Source organism: Ignatzschineria larvae DSM 13226 (genome assembly GCF_038500265.1).
Lineage (GTDB): Bacteria > Pseudomonadota > Gammaproteobacteria > Cardiobacteriales > Wohlfahrtiimonadaceae > Ignatzschineria > Ignatzschineria larvae.
On sequence record NZ_CP150637.1, the window covers coordinates 118,051 to 143,636 of the forward strand.

The following is a 25,586-nucleotide window of genomic DNA, read 5'->3' on the forward strand; positions in this document are numbered from 1 at the left end:
AGGCTTGTACGGAAGATTTTGGCTATCTGTATTGATATGCATTTCTTTCCTCTAATCAAAATCTGCTAATTAAACAATCATTATTATCATGTTAATGAATGTTATATAAAGATACTAAAAGAAAAAATAAGATATAATATGGTTGTTATAAGTCGATAATGTAAGTAACAGCAAATGTACTTAAGAGAAATTCAACCGTATTAAATGAGTCAAATTGAATATATATATTTAAAATCAATAAAGTAAGGCTCAAGAATAGAGTTCACAAAAAATGAGAGAGAAACCGATCCGAATAGGGATATTACTTCGCAATCGCCACGATGGCTCAGGTGGATTGGAAAAAGTATTAGAAAGTGTCGTTGCGAATCTAAAAGATGATTCTGTAACGCTCTATTTTTATGCCTTTTTTGCACCCATTTATCAGGATTTTACACGCTCTTTTGAAAAACTAACTGTTTTAAAATTACCGAAGCCACTCAATTGGTTAGAGACACATCTTCCCTCTCACTGGGGGCGGCTTGTTCGAAAAATCTATATCAAATTTAAAGGCGACCATCTATTTGATCAAATGCAAGCCGATAACATTGATCTGCTGATTGTGCTTGATCTATCGAAGCAGTTTTTGGGGCTCTATCCTTTTATCCAACGATTTAAGAAAAAATCACAAATACCAGTTATTTCTTGGGTACATAGCTCTTTATCAAGTAATCGAGAGAAAACAGCGAAGAAGGTAAAAAGTAGAATCAATATCTTAGATGGACATTTAGCCATTAGTAAAGGCTTAGCGACGGAGATCTCACAAGTGTATCAGGGGAAAAATGTTCAAGTTGTCTTTAACCCTGTTGCAAGTGCGGCGCTTGTCGAGCGGGATCCTTCTAAGTTTTTATATGTAGGGAGAATCGATGAGAATAAGCGCGTCCATTCATTACTCCAACAATTTGTAACACTTTCTGGGGATTGGAGACTTGATATCTATGGGTCAACGGGCAGTTTGCAGGGAGATCAGGACTTTGTAAGAGAGATCGATCAACTACAACTACAATCTCATATTCATTTTCATGGTTGGCAAACAGATGTTTGGCCTCAAGTGAAGAGCGCTGGGGTTATTCTTTTAAACTCAGAAAAAGAAGGACTTCCTTTAGTGCTGATCGAAGCGATGATGCGTGGCATTCCCGCACTCTCTTCAGATTGTCCAACCGGCCCTGCCGATATTATTCAGCAAGGTCAAAACGGTTGGCTCTATCCAGTCAATGAGGAGGATCGGATTGCAAAATATGTACAAGCCATACTCGATGGAACGCTAGAACTACCTACCCCCACGGCGGTCCAACAGAGCGTTCAGCAATTTGAAATTAACCATTATATGACCGGCTTTATCAAAGCACTTCGTTGGTCAATTTTGCAAAAGGGAATGAATAATGATTAATATCACCATTGTTATGCCGGCCTATAATGTTGCGCACTATATCCCACGTGCTATCGAGTCTGTTTTGCAACAAGATTATGATCATTGGGAATTAATCATCATTAATGATGGATCAACGGATAATACGCTTGATGTCATCGAGTCATTTGCGCAAAAAGACTCGAGAATTAAATGGGTGAATCAAGAAAACCAAGGGGTCTCTGCCGCTCGAAATAGAGGATTATCTTTAGCGCAAGGTCGATATATCACATTTTTAGATGCCGATGATTTTTATGAGAAGCATTATCTTGCATCAATGTCTGAGCCATTAGAGCGGCAAGATGCGGATATGACTTTTTGTAAATATCGAGAAACGGATGGAGAAATAATCCTTAAAGAATCACCTTCCGAGATCAATCATCTTTGGCAGGATAGCTTCATCGAGCATCTTGCCTATGTTAAAGATGCGATACACCCAATGGCTTGTATGTATCGTTTAGATCTAATTAAGCGCCATGAGATAGTGTTCAATCGCAATTACAGCTATGGAGAAGATCAGGAGTTTCTGCTGCATTATGCCTATTGTGCTACTAAAATCGTTTTCGTTCCGCTTGTACTCTATAACTACTTCTATCGACAAGGTTCTTTAAGTCATCAACAGATCGCCTACACCGATTTAATTGGGGAGCTCGACTCTCTCTATTGGCTTGAAGATCTAGTTGGCGATCAACCTCGAGAGACTAAAGAGGCTTATGCTGCCTATATTGAGCGACGTAGGCAGGGCGTTTTAAATAATATTCGAAGATATTACTGGTCTCTATTGCGCTCAAAACAATTTGACCTGCTCTTAGCCTCTCTCGATCAATATGAAACTAAATACCACCAATCCTTTAATCCTACTTATTCAGGAATTCAAAAATTGACCTTAGGGATTAAAGTGAAAATTATTTCGAGCAGATCTCGGCGGCTATGGCATTTTTTTGCTAAATAGCAGGGCTAGATTTTAGATAAAGATAACTTTATAAGATAAGAAAATTTGTATGCAAAATAACATAAAATATAGATCTGATATTGATGGATTAAGAGCCTTAGCTGTCCTTTCCGTAATTATTTTCCACTTTAATAATAGCTGGCTTCCTGGTGGTTTTTTAGGCGTTGATATTTTCTTCGTTATCTCAGGCTATCTCATTACTTCTATTATTAAAAGGCAGCTACAGCAAAATCGTTTCTCCTTTAAAGAGTTCTATAATCGAAGAATAAAACGAATATTACCGCTCTTTTTTACAGTCCTTGAGTTCCAATTTCTAACGCAACAGTTAATGTTTCGTCATCTGAGTAGCTTCATATTCCTTGTGAAATAGTTCTGTAATAACTTCGATAGGCGATCTAAAATTAAAGCGTTTTCGAGGTCGACTATTGAGTGATAGCGCTATTTCATCAAGCTCTTCCTGACTATGAATAGAAAGATCTGTCCCTTTGGGCAAGTATTGTCGTATCAAACCATTGATATTCTCATTACTCCCTCTTTGCCAGGGGCTATGGGGATCACAAAAGTAGATAGCAACTCCCGTATTTTGCGTGATTTGAGCATGATAAGCCATTTCTTTCCCTCGATCATAGGTCATTGTTCGTGCAAATGTTAAAGGTACTCGATTGAGTGCTGCGCTAAACCCTATAACGGCAGAGGTTGCGGTTGCATCTTCCATTTTGATTAACATAACATAACCACTAGTGCGCTCAACTAATGTGCCGACAGCTGAAGCGTTGCCTTTTCCTTTGATCAAATCACCTTCCCAATGTCCAGGTGTTAAACGATCTTTAACTTCTGGAGGACGTAAGTGAATACTTACTAAATCAGGAATTTGCCCTCTTCTATCCACAGTTCCTTTTCGGGGTTTTCGTGTGGTACGTCCTTGCCTTAAACATTGGAGTAATTCTTTTTTTAATTGGCCAACGGGTAAAGCATACAAGGCATTGTAGATTGTTTCTTGGCAAACATAGTAACTAGAATTAGCCATCTTTTTAAGTACCCCGGATATTTGTTCAGGAGATAATTTAGCACGTAAACACTGTTCCACAAAACCAAATAAGACCGTTCCTGGCGTTAGTTTTTCATCAGGGGCGCATCTCTTTCTAGCTTGTAAATAGGCGTACTGTGCCTTTGTTGCAGCATAGTGATCTTTATCCTCAACTCTTTTTAACTCTCTGGAAATTGTCGAAGGCGATCGGTTTAGCTCTTTAGCAATGGTTCGAATACTTTTATTAAGTTGTATACCAACTTCAATATTGATCCGTTCATTAAGTGATAATCTTGAATAGTTCATGGCAACATTTTACTCCTTAAGTAAGTGTTGCGCTAGGAATTGGATTCCGCCGTCTTATTTGTGACTTTTATCTTCGCTATCTTAATATTGATGCCTGATGACTATAATAGCTTTTGGCGCTCTGCACGTTATGCGATGACTTTTAGGGCTAACCGTGCCTTTACAGGGTTTGATTATTTTAATCCTATTACGGAAGAGAAACCCTTATTGCATTTATGGTCATTAGCGATTGAGGAGCAGTTCTACTTTATCTGGCCATTGGCTTTTTTCCTTGGGTACAAAGTTTTTAAGAGAACGCCAAGCCCATTTATTGGGTTATTTTGGCTCGCCATTATCGGTATTATCATCAGTACTATCCTTGCTGAAATGTCAGGGAGAGTAGAGCCGAATGATAGCTACTATCTCCTCCAAAATAGAGCTTCTGAGCTGTTAGTGGGCTGTGCCTTAGCTTTAAATCCCTATCCTGTGAATGCAGTTATCAAAAAGTATCTTGGAATAGTGGGCGCTATAGTGGCTGTTTTATGCTTCATCTTCTTAAATAGAAGCTACTTAATTCCGGGCATCGCCACATTAATCCCTACAATCGCGGCCGCGCTGTTTATCCTTGATGATCGTACGGATAGCGCCTATAAGCGATTATTTACTAATCAGTTTGCTAGAACTATTGGCTTATGGTCATTTTCACTCTATCTATGGCATTGGCCTATTTTAGCATTTATGCGTTATCTGAATAATGGTGTAGAGCTCTCTCTAATCTGGCTTGCCGTAGCCGCACTATTAACATTGATTCTTTCGACGCTGAGCTACTATTTGATCGAGAATCCTGTGCGCAAACTTCGCTTTAAATTTTTGGTTAGTTTGGTCTTAATCTATCTACTCCCTTTTGGCTTATTAACTTCGTTCAATATGTTAGTCAACCGTACAGATGATTCGGTAACACAAGAGCAGTTACGATGGTTTGACCAAGACGGAGATGGCTGCTGGGAGAGAATAGGGGATGGTTGTAGTATCGGCGACCTCAATAGCCAAGAGCACTACCTATTAATTGGCGACTCTCATGCAATGCATCTATCGAGTATGATGGATATTGTCGGTAAAAAAGAGGGCATTAAAATAGATATTATTGGAAGTTCTTCATGCCCTATTTTATTCTCTTATTCTTCGAAAAAAGAGACGAGAGAAAACTGTTTGATGATCAATGATTATTTGGCAAAAAATTGGCATCAATATGATGCAATTATCTTTTCTCAGCTCTTCTATGGCCATATGTATCGGTTAAAAGAGGATACTAATCAACATTATTTAGCCGATTTTGTCGAAACCATTCGCACTATTGCTGCGGAAAAGCCGGTCATCGTGATCTCTGATATCCCTGAATTTGATTATAACCCGCTTCGTGTCAACTGGTTCTCCCAACAACCTATTCTTAAAGAAATGATTCATCGTAGAGCGCCACTGTTTAATAATGAGACGGCGAATGCAGCCATTCAAGCTGCACTAAGTCAAATCCCCAATACCCGATATGTGGATATTACCCCTTATGTTAATGAACTATTGAATGAAGGGGATCTGATCTATCGTGATCAAAATCACTTAAACCCTTATGGCAGCCGTAAAATTGGCAATATGTTTATCAAAGAGCAGACGCTTAAAGTTTCTGATCATTAATTGATTTCTGAGCCTTAAGTATTTTGTTCAAGGTCGCCTCAAAACGATCTAGTACGACAGGCTCAGAAAACTTTTTAACGCTGTCAATAATGGTCTCTTGTGCGGGGAGTTTACGCTGCCCGTCTATAATCTGCTGTAACAATGTTTGAAGATACGGCATATCATCTACCTCAAATAACCAACCATTGAGATCATTACTGATAATTTCCCCAGGACCCACAGGACAATTGCTAGAAATTGCCGGAATCCCCCGCATCATCGCCTCTACTAAGACTAAGCCAAAGCCTTCGGAGGTGGAGTTTAAAAGTAGCGTCCCCATCTTATCAATGTCTTTCCAAGGGTCTTGCTGCCAACCATGAAAGGTCAGATGCTGCGCTATTTTGAGCTGCTCTGCATACTGGCTGATCTCTCGATCGCGCTCATCATCACCCGATGAACCCACAATATCTAGATGCCAAGCGCCTTTTAATCGACTCATTACCTTTAGTAATAATTTCAATCTCTTGCCAGGATCCGCTATCCGCCCCACAAAGATAAAGCGAGTTGGATCTCGAGGAATTAGGGACGCTACCGGCACGGGATTATATATTAATTCAATATTTTTCAGGTGGAGTATGTCGCGCAGCTCTACCGCTAAGCCTTGGCTGATCGCTAATGTCCCATCAAACAGGTCACTATGTTGAGCTAATGCTTGTTGAACCTCCTTTTTGAGCACTGAGAGCGAGCCATGGGGCCATGCAATGATTGGCACTGACGGCGCACGCTTTTTATAATGTCGCAATGCCGGGAGAATTCTGAGTAGATCTTTGGATAGATTCACCACAATTAATAGATCAAGTGACGCCTGATCGAGCGCCTGCTGTAAAAAAGCGCGGCTATGGCTGATAAATCGGTATTTCCAGATTTGATGATATAAAAATTTAGGCAGTTTATCCGCCCAAGATCGATTGATAAAATCGGGCATCACTTGAATATCATCGAACTCACCAATAAAACTCTGCTGCTCCGGCGCCCGTAACATCAAGATGGTACTCTCTATTCCTCTAGCCTCTAATCCCTTGACGATGCTGATCAGTACATTCTCTAATCCACCTTTTCCAGCATGCTCGTCAGTTAATAGAAATCCCACTTTCATTACTTCTCCTCCTTGATGATCATCTGGATATGATGAATAAACATTGATGCACTATTTTTTATCAGAAACTTCTCTGCAGTTGCCCGCACGGTAAGCGGATCAGGTAATATTCTCTCACCCCCGATCACCTCTGCAATCATTGTTGCCCCTACTTGCTCTTGATCCACAGGATAGAGCCAGCCATTGACCCCAGATTGAATAATTTCACGGGGCCCCACAGGGCAATCGGCGGCAATACAGGGAATCCCCCGAATCATCGCCTCCGCTAATACTAAACCAAATCCTTCACTTTTAGAGTTCAGGAGTAGTAAACCCGCCTCTTGTACTAAATCCCAAGGGTTCTCTTGCCAACCATGAAAATGGATTTTATCCGCATGCGACATCCTTTGAAGCCAATGGGAAAAAGCATGATCCTTATCTATATCTCCGGTAGAGCCGATAATATCAAGTGTCCAATCGCCTGGGATATTTTGTACCATATTAACCAGATTGGTCACTCGCTTATTGCCATCTATACGACCGATATAGAGGAGCCTTTTGTGATTTCGTCTTACCAGCGGTGCATCTGCTATCGGGTTATACGTCAAGGGAGCCGATAGATTAAAAAAGTGCGCCAGCTCTTGCTGAATCCCTTTACCAATCGCTAAATGCCCATCAAAAATCGGTAGCGCCCGTTGAATATAAGCGATATCCGCCGGTGGTAAATGGGCTAAGGAGCCATGCAACCAAGAGATCATCTTCAGGTTATGGCGTCTCTTTGTGCGGATGATGAGGTCATTATATTTAATAAAGTTGGTCGGGAGATTCACCATTACCAAGACATCTAAATCCAGGGGGATAATTGCATGGTTAAAGGCCTTTTGGAGCATAGAACGAAATTGCCGCTTTACTATAAAGCGTGATATACCCTTAGGAAGCAGCCGAGTGCGACATGGCACTAACGGAGGTATCTCAACCTTAACCTGATTCGGAAAGTGCTCTAAAAATGTCGCATCAACCGGCGTATCTGTAAAAATAAGCGTTGTTTCAATACCTTGAGATTGTAATTCTGCGGTCAGTAAGCGCAATACCTTCTCCACGCCACCTCTACCGCCATATTGATTCACTAAGAAGAATCCTATTTTCAGGGGGCTATGGGGCAGTGACATTGATCAGCTCCTCCAAGGTTAACTGAAAATGATTCATCACGGCCTCTTCTGAAAACTGTTTAACCGATTCGATCACTTGATGGGATGATGGCAATGGGCGTTGATGATCAATAATGTCTTGCAAAATCTCCCGGCATTGATCCTCTTGATCCACAGGGTAGAGCCAGCCATTGATCCCTTCTTGAATAATTTCATTAGGTCCCGTAGGACAATCACTTGAGATACAAGGAATACCTCGACTCATCGCCTCGGCAAGCACTAAGGGGAAGCCTTCTGAAGTGGAATTCAGCAGTAAAACGCCCGCCTCCTGAATCTGTGACCACGGTGATTGAACCCAGCCATGGTAGGTGACTCTCGCTTCTAATTGGAGCTGCTGAATGGTGAGGAGAAATTGTTGTTCTTCAGCTTCATTCCCAGCACTACCATAAATATCCAAAGACCATTCCCCCTGTAATTGGTGCAGTAGGTGTAACAAGGATACTACCCGTTTACCGGGGGAGGATACCCGCCCAATATAGAGAAATTTAGTGGGGTTTCTTGCCGGGATGTGCGCGGGAAATGGTATGGGATTATAAGTTAACGTGATATCACTTTGAGGAATAGAGAAGTACTGTTGTAGCTCTTGCTGAATCCCTTGGCTAATCGCAAAGTAATGGGTAAAAGGGAGCCCCTTTTTTTGTAATTTTTCAATAATCCTCGGCTCTATGGCCGTTAGGCTTCCATGAGGCCATCCCACGATCGGTAAGTGAGGTCTCTCTTGTTGAAGTTTGCGTATTGCCGGAATGGATCTCAATAGGTAATAAGAGATATTTAAGACGATTAAGATGTCAAAATCCGCTGATAATAGTTGCAAGACTTTTTTGTTAAAACGTCTTTTGGTGAGTTGAAAGCGCAAAAACTTAGGGTAAAAAGGCGGGAATGGCTCTGCCATCATCGGCGGCAATAGGTGGCAATCCTCAAATTGATCTAAGTAGCGGGGCTCTTCCGGCGCTTGTAAGAAGAAGAGTTTTGAATCTACCCCACGTTGAGCTAATCCTTGAACAATAGAGCGTAAGACATTTTCTAATCCACCAATGCCGGAATGTTGATCTGTAATGAGAAAGCCAACTGTAAATTTACTCATGAGTAATCCTTTTGCTTAAATACCGTGCCTACTGCTTAATCTTTTGAATGTTGTTATTTATGCTTTGATATTAGCGGCATTATAGCAAGCAGATTGTAATGAATTTTATAGCCTAAGGAGATTGTGAGGGATGAGGAGGGCAATTTCGGTAGAGATCAAAAATAGCAAATAGTAATAAGTAATCATCAATATATGTAAATGTGTATATATAAATATGTTAATATTCTCCCAGCATTTAATTGAAAATTGAGTATCCTTGGGATGTTACATGAATTTAGATAGACGCTTAAAAATCGGCATTTTACTTCGCAATCGGCACGATGGTCCCGGCGGCCTTGAAAAGGTGCTTGAGATTGTGGCTCGTGCAATGCCCAAGAAGAATGTAGAGCTCTTTTTCTATAGTCTCTATCCCATTAAGTATGATGCTTTTACTAAGGGCTTTCAAAACCTCCGTTATCTGCCTTATCCTTCGGTGATTGAGCGCTTCGCTAATAGGTTACCGCCTGTTTTAGCAAGAGTGTTGCGGAAAGCCTATGTTAAATTTCAGGGATATCAACTCTTTGAAATGATGCAAGCCGATCAGATCGATGTGCTTATCACAATGGATCTATCGAAACAATTTTTGGGGCATTATCGCTTTTTAAAGCGGTTTAAAGCGGAAAGTAATATCCCGATCTTCTCTTGGATCCATCTCTCACTCACCGGCAGTAGTCGCGCAACAGCGAAAGCGGTTGCAGAGAAAATTGATCTATTCGATGGTCATTTAGCTATTAGTCGTGGAATCGCAGATGAGTTAGAACAACAATATGGCGCGAAGAATGTCTCCGTTATCTATAATCCTGTGGATGCCGCACCTTTAGTTCCGCGTCAAAATAATCGCTTTATCTATATTGGCCGTATCAGTGAGATTAAGCGTGTCGATTCGCTGTTAGAAAACTTGGTTGATCTACAGGGAGCGTGGTATCTCGATATCTTTGGTTCTACTGGGAATGAGGTAGGAGATAAACAATTTAGAGATCACATTGCCGCTCTTAAATTAGATGATAAAGTCACCTTTCATGGCTGGCAGAAAAATGCGTGGGATCAGGTTCAAAGTGCTGGCGTAACGCTCTTAAACTCTACTAGAGAGGGGTTGCCACTTATTATTATCGAATCAATGATGCGTGGGATTCCCGTTCTTGCAACGGATTGCCCAACGGGACCTGCGGACCTTATTACCGTAGGGCAGAATGGCTGGCTCTATCCGATGAATGAAGAGTTTAGAAGCCGAGAGTATCTCCAAAAGATTCTCGACGGCGAGTTAGAACTTCCAAGCCCTGAATCGATTCAAGTGAGCGTTCAGGGCTATGAGACGGAGCGTTATCTTGATAATTTTATTAAAACAATTCAACAATAGGTTGTTGTACTTACATCATCTTGTATTGCAGATCTTCTTATGAGTACCTTCTTAAAATTTCTGCATAGAAACTATCGTTTTTAGGATTTTTAACATAGGTGAGCTTGTGGGCAAAGCAGGCTTCAGTCATGATTTTGAACTCTTCTTCATTGAAGGGAGCGTGCATTTTTCTATGAAGTAGATGCGGTAGTGTATCATCTATGATCTCCCCCCTTTTTGCATATAAGTCGTTCACCATTAACTCTTCAAATAAAATTTGGAAAAAGTGATAGTGATAGATAGATCTTTGTGTTTGCCAATAGTTGAGTAATAGATCTAACCATAAATGAACAATCTCATTATTTTTCTTCGCAACCATAAAACTACTGAGAATATTCACAAGGTGATAACTTTCCCAACAAAAATAGCTAGGGCTAAACTGATACCAACCTTCTTTATCAGTAGTATTAGGATCTCGTTGAAAAACAAAGAAGTCTTTATTTAAAATATCGGCAGGTATCGGCGAGGTAAGAATAATTGTGGCATCGATCCATACGCCACCATAAGCATCCAATAAAGCAAGACGTAATAGATCAGAGAAGAAAACATGTCTAAAGTTATTTTTACCCTTTTTCTCCCAAACAAAATCAGGGAACTCTAAATAGTCAGAGATATTCTGATCATCTAGACGAATAACAAGATATTCTCCTTTGTATTTGTCTACAGAATTAAAACTTGCCTTAGCGATAGGTGGCAGTGTTTTATCATTTAATCCTTGCCCCCAATATTGCCAGATGATTTTTTCTGTCCCTAAATCTTTTTTAGCTTTAACATTAAAATAATTTAAATTTCCTAGAAAGTATTGGTTGATCATATAGCGCCAATTTTTAGCGGTTCTTAATGCTAAGTTTTGATTCGCTTCCAAGCTCATAGCCTCTCGTTTTTCTTTAGGAAAGAGCATTTTGTAAATAGCTCTTTTAAATTTGTTTTCTTTAAAAGGCTTGGGCGAGTTTTCACTGTCAGAGAATAGATCTGGAGAAATAGAGGATATCTTTTGGTGCATAGTATTAAATCTTAAAGAGTGATTTGAATTTATAAAAGATGTTTCTGTAAGTTGATCCATTATTAAATTGTTTGAAGCCGGAGAACCAACTTTTTTTCAAGTAATGGATTTTGAATAAATTAGGGTATTCACAAACCATCATTAACATTGTTCCTTGATCATCATCTGTAATATTCCGTTTTAAATAATAGTTTTGAATTACAACAATTTTAGGATAGATAGCGCGCCATAATTCTTTTGATCCAACTAGCATTCCACCTGCAATGTATACTTCATTGTTCAATGCATTATGTAACATTGTTGTTTTATCTTCTAAGATAAAAGGATTTTTTAGCGTAAATAGATGTATGTAATTAGGATCAAAATTATGTCGCCAATCTTTTATCCCATTTACGGTTGAGGTTTTACGACAAAATCCAAAGTCAATCCAAGCAAAAAGATCGGTGTTTTGATGATTATTACAAATATCGGTAGCATATTTGATGAAATAAAATTTAAGATTAGTCACAACGACATATTCTGCTACATTATATTCAGGATTATTGCGAAGATCTTCAGGAATTAGCGATCTATATGTATCACTATCTAAAATAGCTTGTACCTTCTCTATAAGATTCTTATATTGTTTTTTGAAGTCAATTTCAATGATATGGGTAGGAAGATTTTTTCTATATTTTTTAATTATTGGAATAAATTCTTTTGAGCTGAAAATAACCATTTCATTTTTTAGTACAGCTAAATTTTTAAAATAAGTTAAGTAATCTTTCGTTGTTCTTGTGAAATTATATTGCCAATTATCTCGGCCAATATCGAAGAAAGCAGTGACTATAGTAATTGATGTATGCATTGACTTTTGCCTCTAGATAATGGTATGTCGGAAAATTAAATTTTAATATCATTGGTTAACATGATACATTCACAAGCTATTTCCCATCTAAATTGATTAAATCATTTTTTTCTGACCCATCTAGTTTTTTCGACAAACCATAATCATCGGGATCATTTTGGCAATTGAAGAGGGAATATTGATCATCTAGTAATGGATTTTGAATCCCCATCCAATTAGCAAGGCCATTGGTGAAGTTGATGCCGGATTTAAAGCTTTCACACTCTGTACGTTTGTCAATATCTGAAGCGGTCATAAAGAGCGGAATCTCATATTGATTATAGCCACCGCGATTACCTAGGAGATATTGCCCATCGCTTTCATAGAGCGTTTGTCCATGGTCGGAGAAGTAGAGCAGGGAATAGCTGGATGCTTCTTTTTGACTAATCTGGTTCATAAAATCGTTGATTTCTCTTAAGAGCGTATCTGTTTTATGGAGAGAGGTAATATAACAGTTAATATAATCATAACGAGAATCCTTCACTTCGTGAATTAAGGCATAATCCTCGATACGCTGACAAGCATTAGCATGAGATCCGTAGAGGTGAACGACAATCAATTTCTTCTCATGTGGGGCGTTTTCTACAATCTCTTCGAGATATTTTAAGAGCTCAAAATCACTGGTATTTGCTGTACCATAATCTCCAAATTTTAAAAACTTCTTCTCATCGCTACTGGTGGCAAGGGCTGAGATCGGCGTATCGAATGTCCCAAAGTAACCTTGATTCGAGAGCCAATAGGTTTTAATGCCGGCAGATTGAGCAAGCCCTACGATCGTCTTGGTGTAATCCGCATCCCAAGTGGTTTTATCCGAGAGCGTTAACATCGCTTTGAGAGATGGAACTGTCGAAGTGCCACCAGCCATTAGCCCATCGATCAGGAATCCATTAGCGGAACTCATAAAAGGCGTTGTATTAATCGGGTAACCATAGGCGTGATGATATCCCTTCTGCGCACTCTCTCCTACTACTAAAATATAGGTATCATATTGAGAATCTACTAATAGGCTTTCTCCCCATTCATTCGCTTCTACTAGATTGTTGAGTGCTTGCTGCTCTTTATAGTAAGTGGTAGAACCTTCTCTAATTTGCTGCAAAAAGATCATCGGCGATTGGCCGATAGTAATAATGAGTAATGAGATAAAGAGGAAAGTTTTATTGCGATAATAATAGATTTGATAGCGCCGTACGATCTTCCAGAAGAGAAAGAACAGGATGAGAATCAGAACGGGAAGAAAGAAGTTGCGTAGGGGAATTAGTTGAACAAACTCTTTAATTTCGATCATATCGGTGGAGATCCCGGCGATAAAAAAATCGTAAGAGAGCTTGCCATAGGTGAAGCCAATGGGCGCGTAGAGCGCATAGATCAGCGTAAAAGGGAAGAGGAAAAACCAGAAGACTTTTCTTGAACCACTACAGAGCGCATAGAGAAGTGCTAAGGGCATTGTATAGAAAAAGGCATAACGAAGCCCTGCGCCTTTAAGCATCAAATACCCCATTCCATAAGCGATAACAAGAGCGAAAATCGCCGGGAGAATGAGGTGTTTTAAACGATTATTGGTCATTATTATTGAATTACTGTATGTTTTAGTAGTATGAAGGAAGTCTTTTTCAACAGGTCTGATCTACAACATAAATTGTTATGTTATCAATTTGTGTTTTCATTATTTGATTTTTCTGTTTGATAAGCAATGGTTAGCCCTAACATTATCGGTATCCAGATCAAGGGCATCCAAAAGCTTTCGTAGAGGCCGACATGGCTATTGATTGGCATCATTGCAATAAATCCCATCATCAACCATTCATTACCTGCTTTTGCATTAAACATTCTGTATAGCAGATAGCCTAAAACTAATAGATAAGGTATAAAACCTATAATCCCCGTTTCAATTAAAACTTCAAGGCCGTGAAGATGCGGTTGCCATACATAGGGGAAAATTTTGTACTCTTCGGGATATGTTTGATAGAGATTATTAAAACCCCTTGGACCTACTCCATTAACCCAATAATTGGGGATTTCTTTAAATCCTACATACCAAATATTGGTTCTCGATGAAGTGAACCGTTGTAGGAACTGATCACTTCCTATTGCAGAAGTCGTACTGTAAAATCGATCCTGTACAATCTCAGATTGACTAGCAATTCCAATGCCCACAGCAACAATAATGATCATTCCTAACAAAATCTTAAATTTATGCTTAATATTAACGGTATAGAAAAGATAGATGATAAATAGTAGAAATGAAATAGCAAGCGACACCATACCAGCTCGTGCACCGCCTATAATAACAGCTGTAATAAGCAACAAGATCGAAACGATAGCCCCGAATAATCTAAAGTGTGAGTAATGATTTTTTAGTTGTTGGTAAAGATAAAAAAAGATAATAGGTGCAAATGTACCTAAAAAGTAGCTTAAGTGGTGGCCTTGGAAAATTCCCTTAACTCTATTGCCTTCAACAGGATCATAACCATAAATATGGTAATCTGTTAGCCACTGAACAATGGCATCAAAGCATATAAACATTAGTATGTAGAATGTAGTTATAATAAGATATTGATAATTATTCTTGTTTTTCACTAAAATAATAACGAGAACTGAAATTAATGCATATCGAAATATTCTAAAAAATACAGATATAGATTTTTCTAAATAGAGTGAATCAATTAATGATACAGCTACTGGTACAAGGAATGCTAAGCAAATGTAAAGATATCTATTAGCTTTTAACTCTCTCAGATAATAATTCCAATGTGTTAGAAGTAGGTACAGACTAATAACAGCACCAGTGGTGAGAAAAAAATCTAAAGTTTTTCTCCCTAAGAAAATAGAGAACAGTAGTATAAAAAAATAGAGAAAAAGATTTCTCTGACAAAATTGTTTGATAGCAGTCATAAAATACTCAATGAAATAGTGTGTAATTTTAAATCTAAATAGTGCTTCATGTCATTATCCCTTCGTCAATAAACGCCGGAAGACACCTTGAGATTGTGCATGCTCGGTTTGCAACCAGCGAGGAAGCGGTAGGGCAAAGTAGTTTGCATGCTTCTGAATAAAGCCTTGATACTTAGGCGCACGAAATGCATAAAGATAGACCTCAGCTGCATCTGCAGAGAGCCCTTCGATCATCTGTTGAAGAACCCTCTCTAACCCGCCGGGGCCATCGTGCCGGTTTCTTAGGAGGATTCCTATCCGTAAAGGTTTGGAGTGCATAGACATCTATCATTCATTGTAAAGAGATCGCTCTTATTCATATTATATAAGCCATCGTTATCGCGTGAAATCATCAGCAATGAGACCACTTTTGGGCAAAATATCATTGCAATAGACGCAACATTATACCCAATCCTGCTTCTACGATATACAATAAATATACATAAAACGAATAATTATTGAATTAAAATCCTATAAATCAAACAAAATTTGAATAAAATTGAATAATTCATTGTCGACCTTCCCGGCTTAATATAGAATGTTGCCATATTTTTCAATATTAATATTTTAAATGTTTACATAACCTATTAATAATTAAGATTAACTTGTTGTTATTTGGCTTTTATTGGGTTGTTTTTTAAATTTTAAAAGGATCATTATTCGATTATGGCTGTTGATCAAACTAAGATGTCCCCTCCGCAAGTGGTAGATAATGATGAGATCGATCTCTTTGAATTAGCCAGTAATCTCTGGAAGGAGAAGAAGATTATTGCGATTGTTACGGGTGTTGTGACGATCGTGGCGCTTCTTTATGCACTCTTTGCTTCGCCGGTCTATCAGGCTCGGACCGTCCTTAAGCCTGTGACGACTAAGAATCTTGATGCGCTTAATGTCTCCGGCATTTATAGCCTTACGCCTAAGGCTGCATTAGCCCAGGTGGGGGAGCAACTTGCTTCTTATAATCTTCGTTATCAGTTTTTCCTTGATCATCTTGAGCTCTTTGGCGTTAAAGATCCGGAGAAGGAAGATCTTGAGCAAGTGTTCCGCCAATTTGATAATCAGAATGTGAAACTTGAGGTACCTAAGGATAAAGAAGATCTTGCCTTAGCCAATAGCCTTATTCTACAGATCAATTATCCAAAGACGATGAATGGTGTTGCGATTATTAATGGTTTAGTCAATGCTGCAACACAAGCAGAGCGGGAGAATATCAAAGAGACAATGTCGGTCGTCATTGATAATCAGATTCAAAAACTGAGCGATGATATCGAAGTTGCGCGCGCTGGGTATTTTGCAAATAAAGAGTCAAAAATTGCGCAACTAGAAGAGAAAACGATTCTAGATAGACAGGTTCTCCTTGATGAGTTAGCCGCACTCAAAGAGACATTGAAGAAGCAGCGCCTTAATCGAATCGAACAACTCAATGAAGCGATTAAGATCGCAAGTGACTTAGGTATTGTAAAACCTACAAAGAGCACCGCCTTTGGTGGCAGTGGTGATATTAGTATTGATGGCAATATCATCCGGACTGAAGTGAGTAACAATCACGATCCACTCTACTTTATGGGGACAGAAGTGCTCACTGCCGAGCGGGATCAGCTTCTTGCGCGTAAGAGCGATGACTTCACGAGTGGCCGTATCCTTGAGATCGAACAACAACTCAAGCTCCTAGAGCATAACCGCCAAGCAGAAATCCTCGCGATGCGCAAAAACGATGATCTATTCCTCGCAGAGCTCGCCGAAAACCGCAAAAAAGTGGCCCAGCTCAAAGGGATCCGCGTCAACTTCGACAGAGTGAAAATTGTCGATGTAGATGAGCCGGCGATTAAGCCTCTAAAACCTATCAAACCGAAGAAATCTTTGATTGTGGTTATAGGGTTCCTTCTTGGTGGAATGATTGGGGTAGGCGTTGCGCTGGTGCGTATTGTGGTTAGAAATCGCCGTGAAAGTAGTCATCAAGCATAAATGGTAAGACAGGAAGTAAAGGAATAGATGAGTATGCAACAACAAGCAATTGCAAAATTTAAAAATAGATCGGCGATTATCGGGATTGTGGGTTTAGGTTATGTCGGTCTTCCATTGATGTTGCGTTATAGCGCAATAGGTTTTAATGTCGTTGGGATCGATATTGATGCTACGAAAGTGGAACTGCTGAATAAGGGTGAGAGTTATATTGAACATATTCCCTCTAGCCATATCGCAGAAGCACGAGCAAAGAACTTTGAAGCAACTACCGATTTTAGCAGAGCAACTGAGTGCGATGCGCTAATTCTCTGTGTGCCAACGCCTTTGAATAAGTATCGTGAGCCTGATATGAGCTTTGTCATTAATACCACTGATGCACTGAAGCCTTACTTTAGAGCAGGGCAAGTGGTCTCTCTTGAAAGTACCACTTATCCCGGTACTACAGAAGAGGAGTTATTGCCTCGAGTAGAAGAGAATGGCTTAAAAGTTGGGGAAGAGATCTTCCTTGTCTACTCTCCTGAGCGTGAAGATCCTGGTAATCCTAATTTCGAAACTCGAACAATTCCTAAAGTGATCGGTGGGCATACGCCTGCTTGCCTGGAAGTGGGAATAGCGCTTTATGAGCAAGCGATTGATCAAGTTGTACCGGTGAGCTCAACAAAAGCCGCTGAGATGACAAAGCTCCTTGAAAATATCCATCGGGCAGTGAGCATTGGTCTTGTGAATGAGATGAAGATTGTCGCTGATCGTATGGGTGTTGATATCTTTGAAGTGATTGATGCAGCAGCAACTAAACCTTTCGGTTTTACTGCATACTACCCGGGTCCTGGGCTTGGTGGTCACTGTATTCCTATTGATCCATTCTACCTCACATGGAAAGCCCGTGAATATGGCGTTCATACCCGTTTTATCGAGCTTTCAGGGGAAATCAATCAGGCAATGCCTCAATATGTGTTAAGTAAGTTGATTGATGGATTGAATAATGCCGAGAAATCGCTCAAAGGTAGTAAGATTTTAGTCCTTGGTATTGCTTATAAGAAAAATGTCGATGATATGCGTGAATCTCCTTCTGTACAAGTAATGGAGCTGATTCAGGATAAAGGCGGTATTGTTGCTTATAGTGATCCGCACATTCCTGTATTCCCTGAGATGCGGGAGCACCACTTTGATTTAAGTAGTGAAGCATTGACAGCTGAAAATCTACAAAGTTTTGATGCGGTAATTTTAGCAACGAATCATGATAAGTTTGATTATGATCTGATCAAGGCAAATTCAGCCTTAATTATCGATACTCGCGGTGTCTATCGTGAGCCTTGTGATCATATCATTAAAGCGTAATCAGGAGGATAGAATGAAAAGATTTGCATTAATTGGGGCAGCTGGCTATATCGCACCTCGACATATGAAAGCCATTAAAGAGACCGGCAATGATTTAACGATTGCTTATGATATTAATGATTCTGTTGGGATTATCGATAGCATCTCTCCTCAAAGTGAGTTTTTTACAGAGTTTGAACGCTTTTATGATTATGCGTATCGTCTAAAGCGTGATCCGCAAACAGCGTTAGATTATGTGGCAATCTGTACACCTAATTATCTACATTTACCTCATATTACTGCCTCACTTCGTTTAGGTTGTGATGTCATCTGTGAAAAGCCTTTAGTGCCGACAAAAGAGGATTTAGAAGAGTTACTTCGAGTAGAGCAAGAGACGGGTAAAAAGGTTTATAACATCCTCCAACTTCGTCATCATCAAGCGATCTTAGATCTTAAAAAAGAGGTTGAAGAAGCCAATAAAGAGGGAAAATATGAGGTAGAACTTACTTATATTACCTCACGGGGTAAATGGTACATGGAGAGCTGGAAAGGTGATTCTCGTAAATCTTTCGGTGTCGCCACTAATATCGGTGTTCACTTCTTCGATATGCTTCACTTTGTCTTTGGTAAATTGGAGAAGAATGTTCTGCATTATGCCGATGAGCAGAAAGCTGCCGGTTATCTTGAGTATGAGAAAGCAAAAGTCCGTTGGTTCCTCTCCATTGATGCCAATGATCTTCCTGCGGAAGTAAAAGGGAAACAACCGACCTTTAGAACGATTACCGTAGATGGAAAAGAGATCGAATTTTCCAAAGGCTTTACCGATTTGCATACGGTCAGTTATGAAGAGATTCTCGCCGGTCGTGGTTATGGTTTAGAAGATGCGCGCTTTAGTGTGGAGACAGTGGAATATATCCGTACTGCACCTATTGAAGTCGCAAAGCCTGAAGAAGGTCATCCTGTGTTAGCGCAATTATTGAAGTAGGTGAAATATGAGTTTTTATCAACATGAAACTGCGGTCATTGATGAAGGCGCACAAATCGGTGAAGGTTCACGAGTTTGGCACTTTGCTCATGTTTGTGGTGGAGCGAAGATCGGTAAAGGGGTTTCTCTTGGCCAGAATGTTTTTGTAGGCAATAAGGTGACCATTGGTGACCGCTGCAAGATTCAAAATAATGTCTCTGTCTACGATAATGTCCATCTTGAAGAGGGCGTATTTTGTGGCCCGAGCATGGTGTTTACTAATGTCTATAATCCTCGCTCCCTCATTGAACGTAAAGATCAATATCGCGATACTATTGTCAAGAAAGGCGCAACATTAGGCGCAAACTGCACTATCGTCTGTGGCGTTACCATTGGGGAATTTGCCTTTGTCGGTGCCGGCGCTGTTATTAATAAAGATGTCCCCGCTTATGCCTTGATGGTGGGAGTACCGGCAAAGCAGATCGGTTGGATGAGCGAGTTTGGTGAACAGTTAGATCTTCCGTTTGAGGGCGAAGGTAGAACTGTTTGCACGCATACCGGTGCGGTCTATATTTTAGATGGGCAAACGGTTACCAAAGTCGAACAATAGTTCGAAGCAACATCCGCATTTCTAATGGTTATCAATATTCATTATTAAAAATAGGGCAGGGTTTACAATGCAATTTATTGACCTCGGCGCACAGCAACAACGTATCAAGTCACTTATTGACGCAAAGATTGCGGCAGTGTTAGCACATGGGCACTATATCCTCGGGCCAGAAGTCACTGAGCTTGAGGAATTATTGGCGGAATATACCGGCGCTAAATATTGCATTACCTGCGCTAATGGTACAGATGCTCTACAGATTGCCCAAATGGCATTAGGTATCGGTCCTGGTGATGAAGTGATTACCCCCGGCTTTACCTACATTGCCACTGCGGAGACAGTAGCACTTTTAGGGGCAAAACCTGTTTATGTAGATATTGATCCCATAACCTATAACCTCGATTCGGCAAAGCTTGAAGCAGCGATTACCGATAAAACTAAAGCGATTATCCCCGTCTCTCTCTATGGCCAATGTGCTGACTTTGACGCGATTAACGCGATCGCTGACAAATATGGCATTCCCGTTATTGAAGATGCAGCCCAAAGCTTTGGGGCAACGTATAAAGGGAAAAAATCTTGTAATCTTTCTACAATTGCGTGCACCAGCTTCTTCCCCAGTAAACCGCTTGGTTGCTATGGTGATGGGGGGGCGATCTTCACGAATGATGATGATCTAGCCGTTCTTATCCGCCAAATCGCTCGGCATGGGCAAGATCGCCGGTATCATCATATCCGAGTGGGAGTGAATAGCCGTTTAGATACGATTCAAGCAGCGATTTTATTAGCGAAAATGTCGATCTTTGAAGAGGAGATGCTACTTCGCCAAGAAGTTGCGGGGCGCTATAACTCTCTTTTAAGCAATGCCGGGATTACACCGCCACCGATTTTATCGCATAATCGTTCTGCCTTTGCGCAATATACCATTCAAGTAGAAAACCGTACCAAGCTACAAGAAGCGTTGAAAGTGCAAGGTATTCCAACAGCAGTGCATTACCCGATCCCTCTTAATAAACAGCCGGCAGTTGCGGATAGCAATATCGATCTTCCAATCGGCGATAGAGTGGCAGAAAAAGTGATGAGCTTGCCGATGCATCCTTATTTAGAGGAAGCGGATCAGGTGAAGATTGTGAATATTTTGCAAAAGAGCCTTTAAAGTTTAAACAGTATGCTCAACATAATTAAAAAGAAAATATTACAATTTTTGCCAAAAAATCATATTACTAGAGGAATTAGTATATTAGTTGGCGGCACTTTTAGCGCACAGTTATTAATGATAATAGCTATGCCGATTTTAACCAGATTATACACTCCTGAAGATTTTGGGTTACTAGCTATTTATGCAAGCCTCTTGGGTATCTTAGTAGTAATTGCTGGATTAAGTTATGATTCAGCCATTCCGATTCCAGAAAGTGATAAAGAAGCCGCACATCTAACCATACTTAGTTTGTTTTCAGTCGCAGCTTGGACAGCTATTACATTTTTATTAGTAATTCTTTTTCGTAAAAATATTGCAATATATTTTGGAAATTTAAATTTAGAAATTTATTTATGGCTACTTCCTTTCGGGGTATTTTTAGGAGCAAGTTACTATGTATATCATTTTTGGGCAATTAGATCTCGCAATTTTACAAATATAGCAACAACTCAAGTACAACAAAAACTAGTTACCCTTATTATTCAGTTGATTGGTTTTAAATTTGGGACTTTTAGCCTAATATTCGGACAAACTCTAGGGCAAGGTTCTGGGATTATCAAATTAGCTAAACCAACATTTACTGATCCAAATTTCAAAGATTGGAAGTTCACAGACCTTAAAAAGATTGCAATTAAATATAAAAAATACCCTATTTTTGTCACAACTGAAGGTTTAGCTAATACCGCTAGTGGTCAGTTGCCACCGCTTTTATTGGCAATCTTTTTTTCACCAGTAATTGCAGGATTTTATGCTTTATCTCATAGAGTTTTAGTTTTACCCATTACTTTAATTAGCAATGCAGTAAAAAATGTTTTTCTATCTAATGCGGCAACCTCTTATAGAGAAGGAACGCTAGACCAATCATTCAGTAAAGTAATAGATATTCTGTCAGCAATTATGATACCTATGATGGGCATCATATTTATAGGAGGGCCGCAACTATTTAGTTTTGTTTTTGGAGATCAGTGGATAATTGCCGGGGAGTATTCTAGATGGATGACTTTTTGGTTAGGAATGGTATTTATAGCATCTCCCTTGAATAATCTTTTTCTAGTTTTAAACAAACAACAAGAGGGATTATATTTTCAGTTAATCATGCTCGCGTTGAGAACACTATCATTATTAATAGGTTACTTTTTTGAAAGTAATTTATTAGCGATTATATTATTTTCTTTCTCAAGTGGGCTTTGTTGGGTATTTGTTATTTTAAGGCTGAGTTTTTTAATTAATATAAACTTTGCAGTTTTACAATTAAATTTATTGAAAAGATTTTTACATTCAATACTGTTACTGCTACCTTTCACAATAGGTAGCCTTGTTAATAACAATATTTTCTTTTGGGTGTCTCTCATTATTAGCCTTGTTATTATTTTTATTTATTATTTTTACAATTTTAGAAGAGAGTTTTATGCCTGTTAATATTCACTTAACCAAAAATTATACGGATCAATATAACTGTAAAATTTCCGGCTCCATAGTCCATCAAGAAGCTTTTATAGAAGAATTAACAAAAGACTCTACTGATGCATATATTGATTTAATTTCCAAATTAAATGGTTTTTACTACATTATTTATCAAGCGGATAACTTATTATATGCTTCCGTTGATCATATTCGTTCAAATCCTCTCTTTTATGCATTAATAGATGATACTTTATATTTAAGTGATTCGGCTGAATGGATCAGAAAAGAGCTGAAAATTGAAGAGATGGATTCATTATTTAAGCAAGAGTTTTTACATACAGGATTCGTAACTGGTAGCGATACACTTTATGCTGAAATTAAGCAATTACGGGCTGGAGAATCCTTAAAGTTTGAGAATGGAAAATTAGAATTAATTCGACATTACGAATATGTGCACCATGAACCACAAGTTTACAGTGAAGAGCTATTATCAAAAGAACTATACAATGCGCTTAAGAAAAGCTTCAATAATCTGGTCAATTATGCAAATGGCAGACAAATTGTAATTCCACTAAGTGGCGGATATGATTCACGTCTAGTGGCAATAATGCTTAAAGAGATTGGTTATGAGAATATAGTCACTTTTACGTATGGCATTAAAGATAATAAAGAAGCGCAATATAGCAAAATTGTTGCCGATGCTTTGGGACTTGATTGGTTCTTTGTTGAATATACACCAGAGCTTTGGCAGAAAGCTTGGGCATCTTCAGTGCGATATGAATATCAAGTAATGGCCTCTAATGGTGTCAGTCTACCTCATGTTCAAGATTGGTTAGCAGTTAAGCTCATTAGAGAACAAAAATTAGTTGATGATGCGATCTTTGTTCCTGGCCATGGGGGAGATTTTTTAGCGGGATGTGATATTCCTACGTTTGTTGTTGAAAAAGAAATCACTTATACCAAGAACGAATTACTCAATGAAATATTGGCTTACTATTATACTCTTTCCCCAATAGAAAATAATACTGATCGCAATCATTTTACCCAAAGAATAGCGAATATGGGCCCTATTAATCTGGAAAGGCTATCAGCGATAGATTATGCTGATCAGTATGAAAAATGGGTATGGCAAGAACAAGAATCAAAATTTATCTGTAATTCTGTCAGAGTTTATGAGTTTTTTAATTATGATTGGTGGATGCCTTTATGTGATAAAGAACTATTTAATTATTTTTCTACGTTACCATTGAATCTTAGAAATCATAGGTGGTACCAAGATTATGTCTCAAATTTATTTTCTAAATATTATAAAAATTCGCTTACAAATGCTTCAGATATGGGCAGTATCTTAAATAAATTAAGAGCTTTTGCTTTGAAAGATACTTGGTGTGCTAATCAATTAAAAAAAATATACAGAACATTATTCAAAAAGGGAAATCTTGCCACATCATCTCGCTATCCACAAGTAGAGTATCAACAGCTAATCAATAAAGGCTATAGTCGCAACGGCATCGCGGCTTACTTTTTTATCCAAGATATGGAGCGTAAATCTTCATGCGAAAAATAAAAGGCTTATTATCCCAACTATATTGGCTATTCCAAAACTTATGGAGAGTAAGAGCAATCAGAGTTATCGAAACCTATCAAGATCCTCAAACAGGATTCCGATATCAAGGATTAACAACAGAATACTTTCAGGATTTTGAGCGACTCAAAAAAGAGCTTAGCCAAAATCGAGAACTATCTCGAGTGCAAAAGCTTTTATATCAATATGCAAGCAATAAACTTGTATTAGTTGTTATAGACCCACAACAAAATCAACTTATTGGTTTAAATATGTTTTATTTTAACAAAAGGGATTTATTAGAAAACAGCGTTCATGCGGGATTTATTGGAGTGAATTCCCAGTATCAAGGACAAAAAATAGCAAGTACGATGCGTGAAAGAATTAAGCATCACTTTATGCAAAATGGTTTAAAAGGGATCTCTTCTAGAATATCTCTCAATAATGAAGGCTCTTTACGCTCCGCCTTAAAGGTTGGATTTAAACCCGTTGAAAAATATTATGATAATGCTTTAGGTGAAGAACGTTATTATTTAGTTTGTGATTTGGAGAATGAAATTGACTAATAAAGAAAAATATACACTTCTTTGTCAAGAAGAAAAAAGTATTCCTATATACCAACAATATTGGTGGTTAGATGCTGTAGCCACAAATAGCTGGGATGTTGTATTAATTGAAAAATCAGGAGTAATACAAGCAGCACTACCTTATGTACTTAAGAAAAAATATGGTTTAACGATAATAACCCAACCACAGTTAACCCAGTTTTTAGGTCCTTGGGTTAGACATCAAGAGTCTAAGGTTTCAACTTTATTGTCTCGGGAAAAAGAATTATTGCAAGAACTTTTTAACTTATTGCCTAATTTTGATCTGTATAGACAAAATTGGTCGCCAGAACGAACAAATTGGCTTCCTCTTTATTGGAGAGACTATCGACAAACGACAAGATATACATACCAATTTAATCAACCTTTGGAAGTGGATGATATTTGGAAAAAGTTAGATAGTAATACAAGGCGGCATTTAAGAAAAGCTGAAGAAGAATTAGAAATTATTAGGGACTTACCAATAGACAATTTTATTGAGCTAAATAAAAAAGTATTTGCGAAACAGAACTTGTCTTTACCTTTTTCGGAAGAGTTGATTAAACAAATTAATGAAGCATGCCTCAGACATAATAGTGGCACTTGTTTTTATGCAGTGGATAAAAATCAAAAAATACATGCTGCATTGTATTTAATATGGGATGAATTATCTACTCACTGTATTATGAGCGGAAGTGATCCAGAAATCAGGAATAGTAGCGCTGTTAGCCTATGTCAATGGAATGGCATTAAGTTTGCAGCAGAAATAGGTAAATCTTTTGATTTTTGTGGATCAATGATGGAGGCAGTAGAAAGGCTCTTTCGCGGATTTGGAGCAACCCAAATCCCCTATTTTTCAATTTCAAAAGTGAATTCACGATTATTAAAAAGCTACTTTGCTATTAAAGATATTTTTGGAAAAAAATAA

Annotated in this window: 22 protein-coding genes and 1 pseudogene; 14 read left to right on the forward strand and 9 right to left on the reverse strand. The window is 38.7% G+C overall.

Annotated elements, in window-relative coordinates; translation table 11 throughout:
* Positions 1–271 precede the first annotated feature (271 nt).
* From WMO13_RS00510 to WMO13_RS10645, 3 genes and pseudogenes are all read left to right on the forward strand, one after another.
* Positions 272–1,426 carry a glycosyltransferase gene (locus tag WMO13_RS00510; RefSeq protein WP_026879404.1) on the forward strand — a complete coding sequence of 385 codons (1,155 nt, stop codon included), beginning with the start codon at positions 272–274 and terminating at the stop codon, positions 1,424–1,426.
* Positions 1,419–2,396 (forward strand): glycosyltransferase family 2 protein, encoded by a 978-nt coding sequence (locus tag WMO13_RS00515; protein WP_026879405.1) that lies wholly within the window; start codon positions 1,419–1,421, stop codon positions 2,394–2,396. Before WMO13_RS00510 ends, WMO13_RS00515 begins: the two co-directional genes overlap by 8 nt.
* A gap of 49 nt (positions 2,397–2,445) precedes the next feature.
* Positions 2,446–2,697 (forward strand): annotated as a pseudogene (locus WMO13_RS10645) (acyltransferase family protein); the annotation flags it as partial.
* 24 nt (positions 2,698–2,721) lie between these two features.
* On the opposite strand, the gene WMO13_RS00520 reads toward WMO13_RS10645, so the two are convergent.
* A complete protein-coding gene (locus WMO13_RS00520) occupies positions 2,722–3,729 on the reverse strand; it encodes an IS30 family transposase (RefSeq protein ID WP_342386846.1) in 1,008 nt (335 codons plus the stop codon).
* Between the two features lie 60 nt (positions 3,730–3,789).
* Between WMO13_RS00520 and WMO13_RS00525 the strand changes: the two genes are divergently transcribed.
* Positions 3,790–5,397, forward strand: a complete 1,608-nt coding sequence (locus WMO13_RS00525) for an acyltransferase family protein (protein ID WP_270049130.1) — start codon at positions 3,790–3,792, stop codon at positions 5,395–5,397.
* Here the strand turns inward: WMO13_RS00525 and WMO13_RS00530 are convergent.
* Genes WMO13_RS00530 through WMO13_RS00540 form a run of 3 tightly spaced genes read right to left on the reverse strand, consistent with a single transcriptional unit; the run spans position 5,378 to position 8,803 of the window.
* Positions 5,378–6,532: a glycosyltransferase gene (locus WMO13_RS00530; RefSeq protein WP_026879428.1), complete on the reverse strand. Its 1,155-nt coding sequence runs from the start codon at positions 6,530–6,532 to the stop codon at positions 5,378–5,380. The genes WMO13_RS00525 and WMO13_RS00530 overlap by 20 nt on opposite strands.
* On the reverse strand, positions 6,532–7,680 hold the full coding sequence (locus WMO13_RS00535; RefSeq protein WP_026879427.1) for a glycosyltransferase: 1,149 nt from the start codon (positions 7,678–7,680) through the stop codon (positions 6,532–6,534). Before WMO13_RS00535 ends, WMO13_RS00530 begins: the two co-directional genes overlap by 1 nt.
* The gene (locus WMO13_RS00540) at positions 7,664–8,803 is read right to left on the reverse strand and encodes a glycosyltransferase (protein WP_026879426.1); all 1,140 of its coding nucleotides are present in this window, start codon (positions 8,801–8,803) and stop codon (positions 7,664–7,666) included. Before WMO13_RS00540 ends, WMO13_RS00535 begins: the two co-directional genes overlap by 17 nt.
* Before the next feature lie 268 nt (positions 8,804–9,071).
* Between WMO13_RS00540 and WMO13_RS00545 the strand changes: the two genes are divergently transcribed.
* On the forward strand, positions 9,072–10,199 hold the full coding sequence (locus WMO13_RS00545; RefSeq protein ID WP_026879201.1) for a glycosyltransferase: 1,128 nt from the start codon (positions 9,072–9,074) through the stop codon (positions 10,197–10,199).
* A gap of 37 nt (positions 10,200–10,236) precedes the next feature.
* On the opposite strand, the gene WMO13_RS00550 is transcribed toward WMO13_RS00545, so the two are convergent.
* From WMO13_RS00550 to WMO13_RS00570, 5 genes are all read right to left on the reverse strand, one after another.
* Positions 10,237–11,301: a capsular polysaccharide synthesis protein gene (locus tag WMO13_RS00550; RefSeq protein ID WP_245601170.1), complete on the reverse strand. Its 1,065-nt coding sequence runs from the start codon at positions 11,299–11,301 to the stop codon at positions 10,237–10,239.
* A complete protein-coding gene (locus WMO13_RS00555) occupies positions 11,246–12,088 on the reverse strand; it encodes a WlaTC/HtrL family glycosyltransferase (protein WP_026879203.1) in 843 nt (280 codons plus the stop codon). Before WMO13_RS00555 ends, WMO13_RS00550 begins: the two co-directional genes overlap by 56 nt.
* Positions 12,089–12,164: 76 nt before the next feature.
* Positions 12,165–13,691, reverse strand: a complete 1,527-nt coding sequence (locus WMO13_RS00560; RefSeq protein WP_026879204.1) for a phosphoethanolamine transferase — start codon at positions 13,689–13,691, stop codon at positions 12,165–12,167.
* An 83-nt stretch (positions 13,692–13,774) separates the two neighbouring features.
* Positions 13,775–15,019 (reverse strand): O-antigen ligase family protein, encoded by a 1,245-nt coding sequence (locus WMO13_RS00565; protein WP_026879205.1) that lies wholly within the window; start codon positions 15,017–15,019, stop codon positions 13,775–13,777.
* A 54-nt stretch (positions 15,020–15,073) separates the two neighbouring features.
* Positions 15,074–15,343, reverse strand: a complete 270-nt coding sequence (locus WMO13_RS00570) for a hypothetical protein (RefSeq protein WP_342386865.1) — start codon at positions 15,341–15,343, stop codon at positions 15,074–15,076.
* 381 nt (positions 15,344–15,724) lie between these two features.
* Between WMO13_RS00570 and WMO13_RS00575 the strand changes: the two genes are divergently transcribed.
* The 9 genes from WMO13_RS00575 to WMO13_RS00615 all read left to right on the forward strand — a co-directional run bounded on the left by WMO13_RS00575 (position 15,725) and on the right by WMO13_RS00615 (position 25,586).
* A complete protein-coding gene (locus tag WMO13_RS00575; RefSeq protein ID WP_051396275.1) occupies positions 15,725–17,023 on the forward strand; it encodes a Wzz/FepE/Etk N-terminal domain-containing protein in 1,299 nt (432 codons plus the stop codon).
* Between the two features lie 27 nt (positions 17,024–17,050).
* Positions 17,051–18,361, forward strand: a complete 1,311-nt coding sequence (wbpA, locus tag WMO13_RS00580; protein WP_026879207.1) for a UDP-N-acetyl-D-glucosamine 6-dehydrogenase — start codon at positions 17,051–17,053, stop codon at positions 18,359–18,361.
* Positions 18,362–18,374: 13 nt separating this feature from the next.
* Positions 18,375–19,325, forward strand: coding sequence for a Gfo/Idh/MocA family oxidoreductase (locus tag WMO13_RS00585; RefSeq protein WP_026879208.1), 951 nt, complete (start codon positions 18,375–18,377; stop codon positions 19,323–19,325).
* Between the two features lie 7 nt (positions 19,326–19,332).
* Positions 19,333–19,914 (forward strand): UDP-2-acetamido-3-amino-2,3-dideoxy-D-glucuronate N-acetyltransferase, encoded by a 582-nt coding sequence (gene wbpD / locus WMO13_RS00590; protein WP_026879209.1) that lies wholly within the window; start codon positions 19,333–19,335, stop codon positions 19,912–19,914.
* A 67-nt stretch (positions 19,915–19,981) separates the two neighbouring features.
* A complete protein-coding gene (locus WMO13_RS00595; protein WP_026879210.1) occupies positions 19,982–21,064 on the forward strand; it encodes a DegT/DnrJ/EryC1/StrS family aminotransferase in 1,083 nt (360 codons plus the stop codon).
* A 12-nt stretch (positions 21,065–21,076) separates the two neighbouring features.
* The gene (locus WMO13_RS00600; protein ID WP_026879211.1) at positions 21,077–22,525 is read left to right on the forward strand and encodes an oligosaccharide flippase family protein; all 1,449 of its coding nucleotides are present in this window, start codon (positions 21,077–21,079) and stop codon (positions 22,523–22,525) included.
* Positions 22,515–24,077, forward strand: a complete 1,563-nt coding sequence (locus WMO13_RS00605; RefSeq protein WP_026879212.1) for an asparagine synthetase B family protein — start codon at positions 22,515–22,517, stop codon at positions 24,075–24,077. Before WMO13_RS00600 ends, WMO13_RS00605 begins: the two co-directional genes overlap by 11 nt.
* Positions 24,065–24,640, forward strand: coding sequence for a GNAT family N-acetyltransferase (locus tag WMO13_RS00610; RefSeq protein ID WP_026879213.1), 576 nt, complete (start codon positions 24,065–24,067; stop codon positions 24,638–24,640). Before WMO13_RS00605 ends, WMO13_RS00610 begins: the two co-directional genes overlap by 13 nt.
* Positions 24,633–25,586: a GNAT family N-acetyltransferase gene (locus tag WMO13_RS00615; RefSeq protein ID WP_034855934.1), complete on the forward strand. Its 954-nt coding sequence runs from the start codon at positions 24,633–24,635 to the stop codon at positions 25,584–25,586. The genes WMO13_RS00610 and WMO13_RS00615 overlap by 8 nt, the downstream gene beginning before the upstream one ends.

Coding starts and splice junctions, on each gene's coding strand:
- WMO13_RS00545 (WP_026879201.1), top strand. CDS start 9,072: ATGAATTTAGATAGACGCTTAAAAATCGGCATTTTACTTCGCAATCGG.
- WMO13_RS00530 (WP_026879428.1), bottom strand. CDS start 6,532: ATGAAAGTGGGATTTCTATTAACTGACGAGCATGCTGGAAAAGGTGGA.
- WMO13_RS00520 (WP_342386846.1), bottom strand. CDS start 3,729: ATGAACTATTCAAGATTATCACTTAATGAACGGATCAATATTGAAGTT.
- WMO13_RS00565 (WP_026879205.1), bottom strand. CDS start 15,019: ATGACTGCTATCAAACAATTTTGTCAGAGAAATCTTTTTCTCTATTTT.
- WMO13_RS00605 (WP_026879212.1), top strand. CDS start 22,515: ATGCCTGTTAATATTCACTTAACCAAAAATTATACGGATCAATATAAC.
- WMO13_RS00535 (WP_026879427.1), bottom strand. CDS start 7,680: ATGTCACTGCCCCATAGCCCCCTGAAAATAGGATTCTTCTTAGTGAAT.
- WMO13_RS00595 (WP_026879210.1), top strand. CDS start 19,982: ATGCAATTTATTGACCTCGGCGCACAGCAACAACGTATCAAGTCACTT.
- WMO13_RS00575 (WP_051396275.1), top strand. CDS start 15,725: ATGGCTGTTGATCAAACTAAGATGTCCCCTCCGCAAGTGGTAGATAAT.
- WMO13_RS00560 (WP_026879204.1), bottom strand. CDS start 13,691: ATGACCAATAATCGTTTAAAACACCTCATTCTCCCGGCGATTTTCGCT.
- WMO13_RS00550 (WP_245601170.1), bottom strand. CDS start 11,301: ATGGATCAACTTACAGAAACATCTTTTATAAATTCAAATCACTCTTTA.
- WMO13_RS00510 (WP_026879404.1), top strand. CDS start 272: ATGAGAGAGAAACCGATCCGAATAGGGATATTACTTCGCAATCGCCAC.
- WMO13_RS00585 (WP_026879208.1), top strand. CDS start 18,375: ATGAAAAGATTTGCATTAATTGGGGCAGCTGGCTATATCGCACCTCGA.
- wbpD (WP_026879209.1), top strand. CDS start 19,333: ATGAGTTTTTATCAACATGAAACTGCGGTCATTGATGAAGGCGCACAA.
- WMO13_RS00570 (WP_342386865.1), bottom strand. CDS start 15,343: ATGTCTATGCACTCCAAACCTTTACGGATAGGAATCCTCCTAAGAAAC.
- WMO13_RS00540 (WP_026879426.1), bottom strand. CDS start 8,803: ATGAGTAAATTTACAGTTGGCTTTCTCATTACAGATCAACATTCCGGC.
- WMO13_RS00515 (WP_026879405.1), top strand. CDS start 1,419: ATGATTAATATCACCATTGTTATGCCGGCCTATAATGTTGCGCACTAT.
- WMO13_RS00555 (WP_026879203.1), bottom strand. CDS start 12,088: ATGCATACATCAATTACTATAGTCACTGCTTTCTTCGATATTGGCCGA.
- WMO13_RS00610 (WP_026879213.1), top strand. CDS start 24,065: ATGCGAAAAATAAAAGGCTTATTATCCCAACTATATTGGCTATTCCAA.
- wbpA (WP_026879207.1), top strand. CDS start 17,051: ATGAGTATGCAACAACAAGCAATTGCAAAATTTAAAAATAGATCGGCG.
- WMO13_RS00600 (WP_026879211.1), top strand. CDS start 21,077: ATGCTCAACATAATTAAAAAGAAAATATTACAATTTTTGCCAAAAAAT.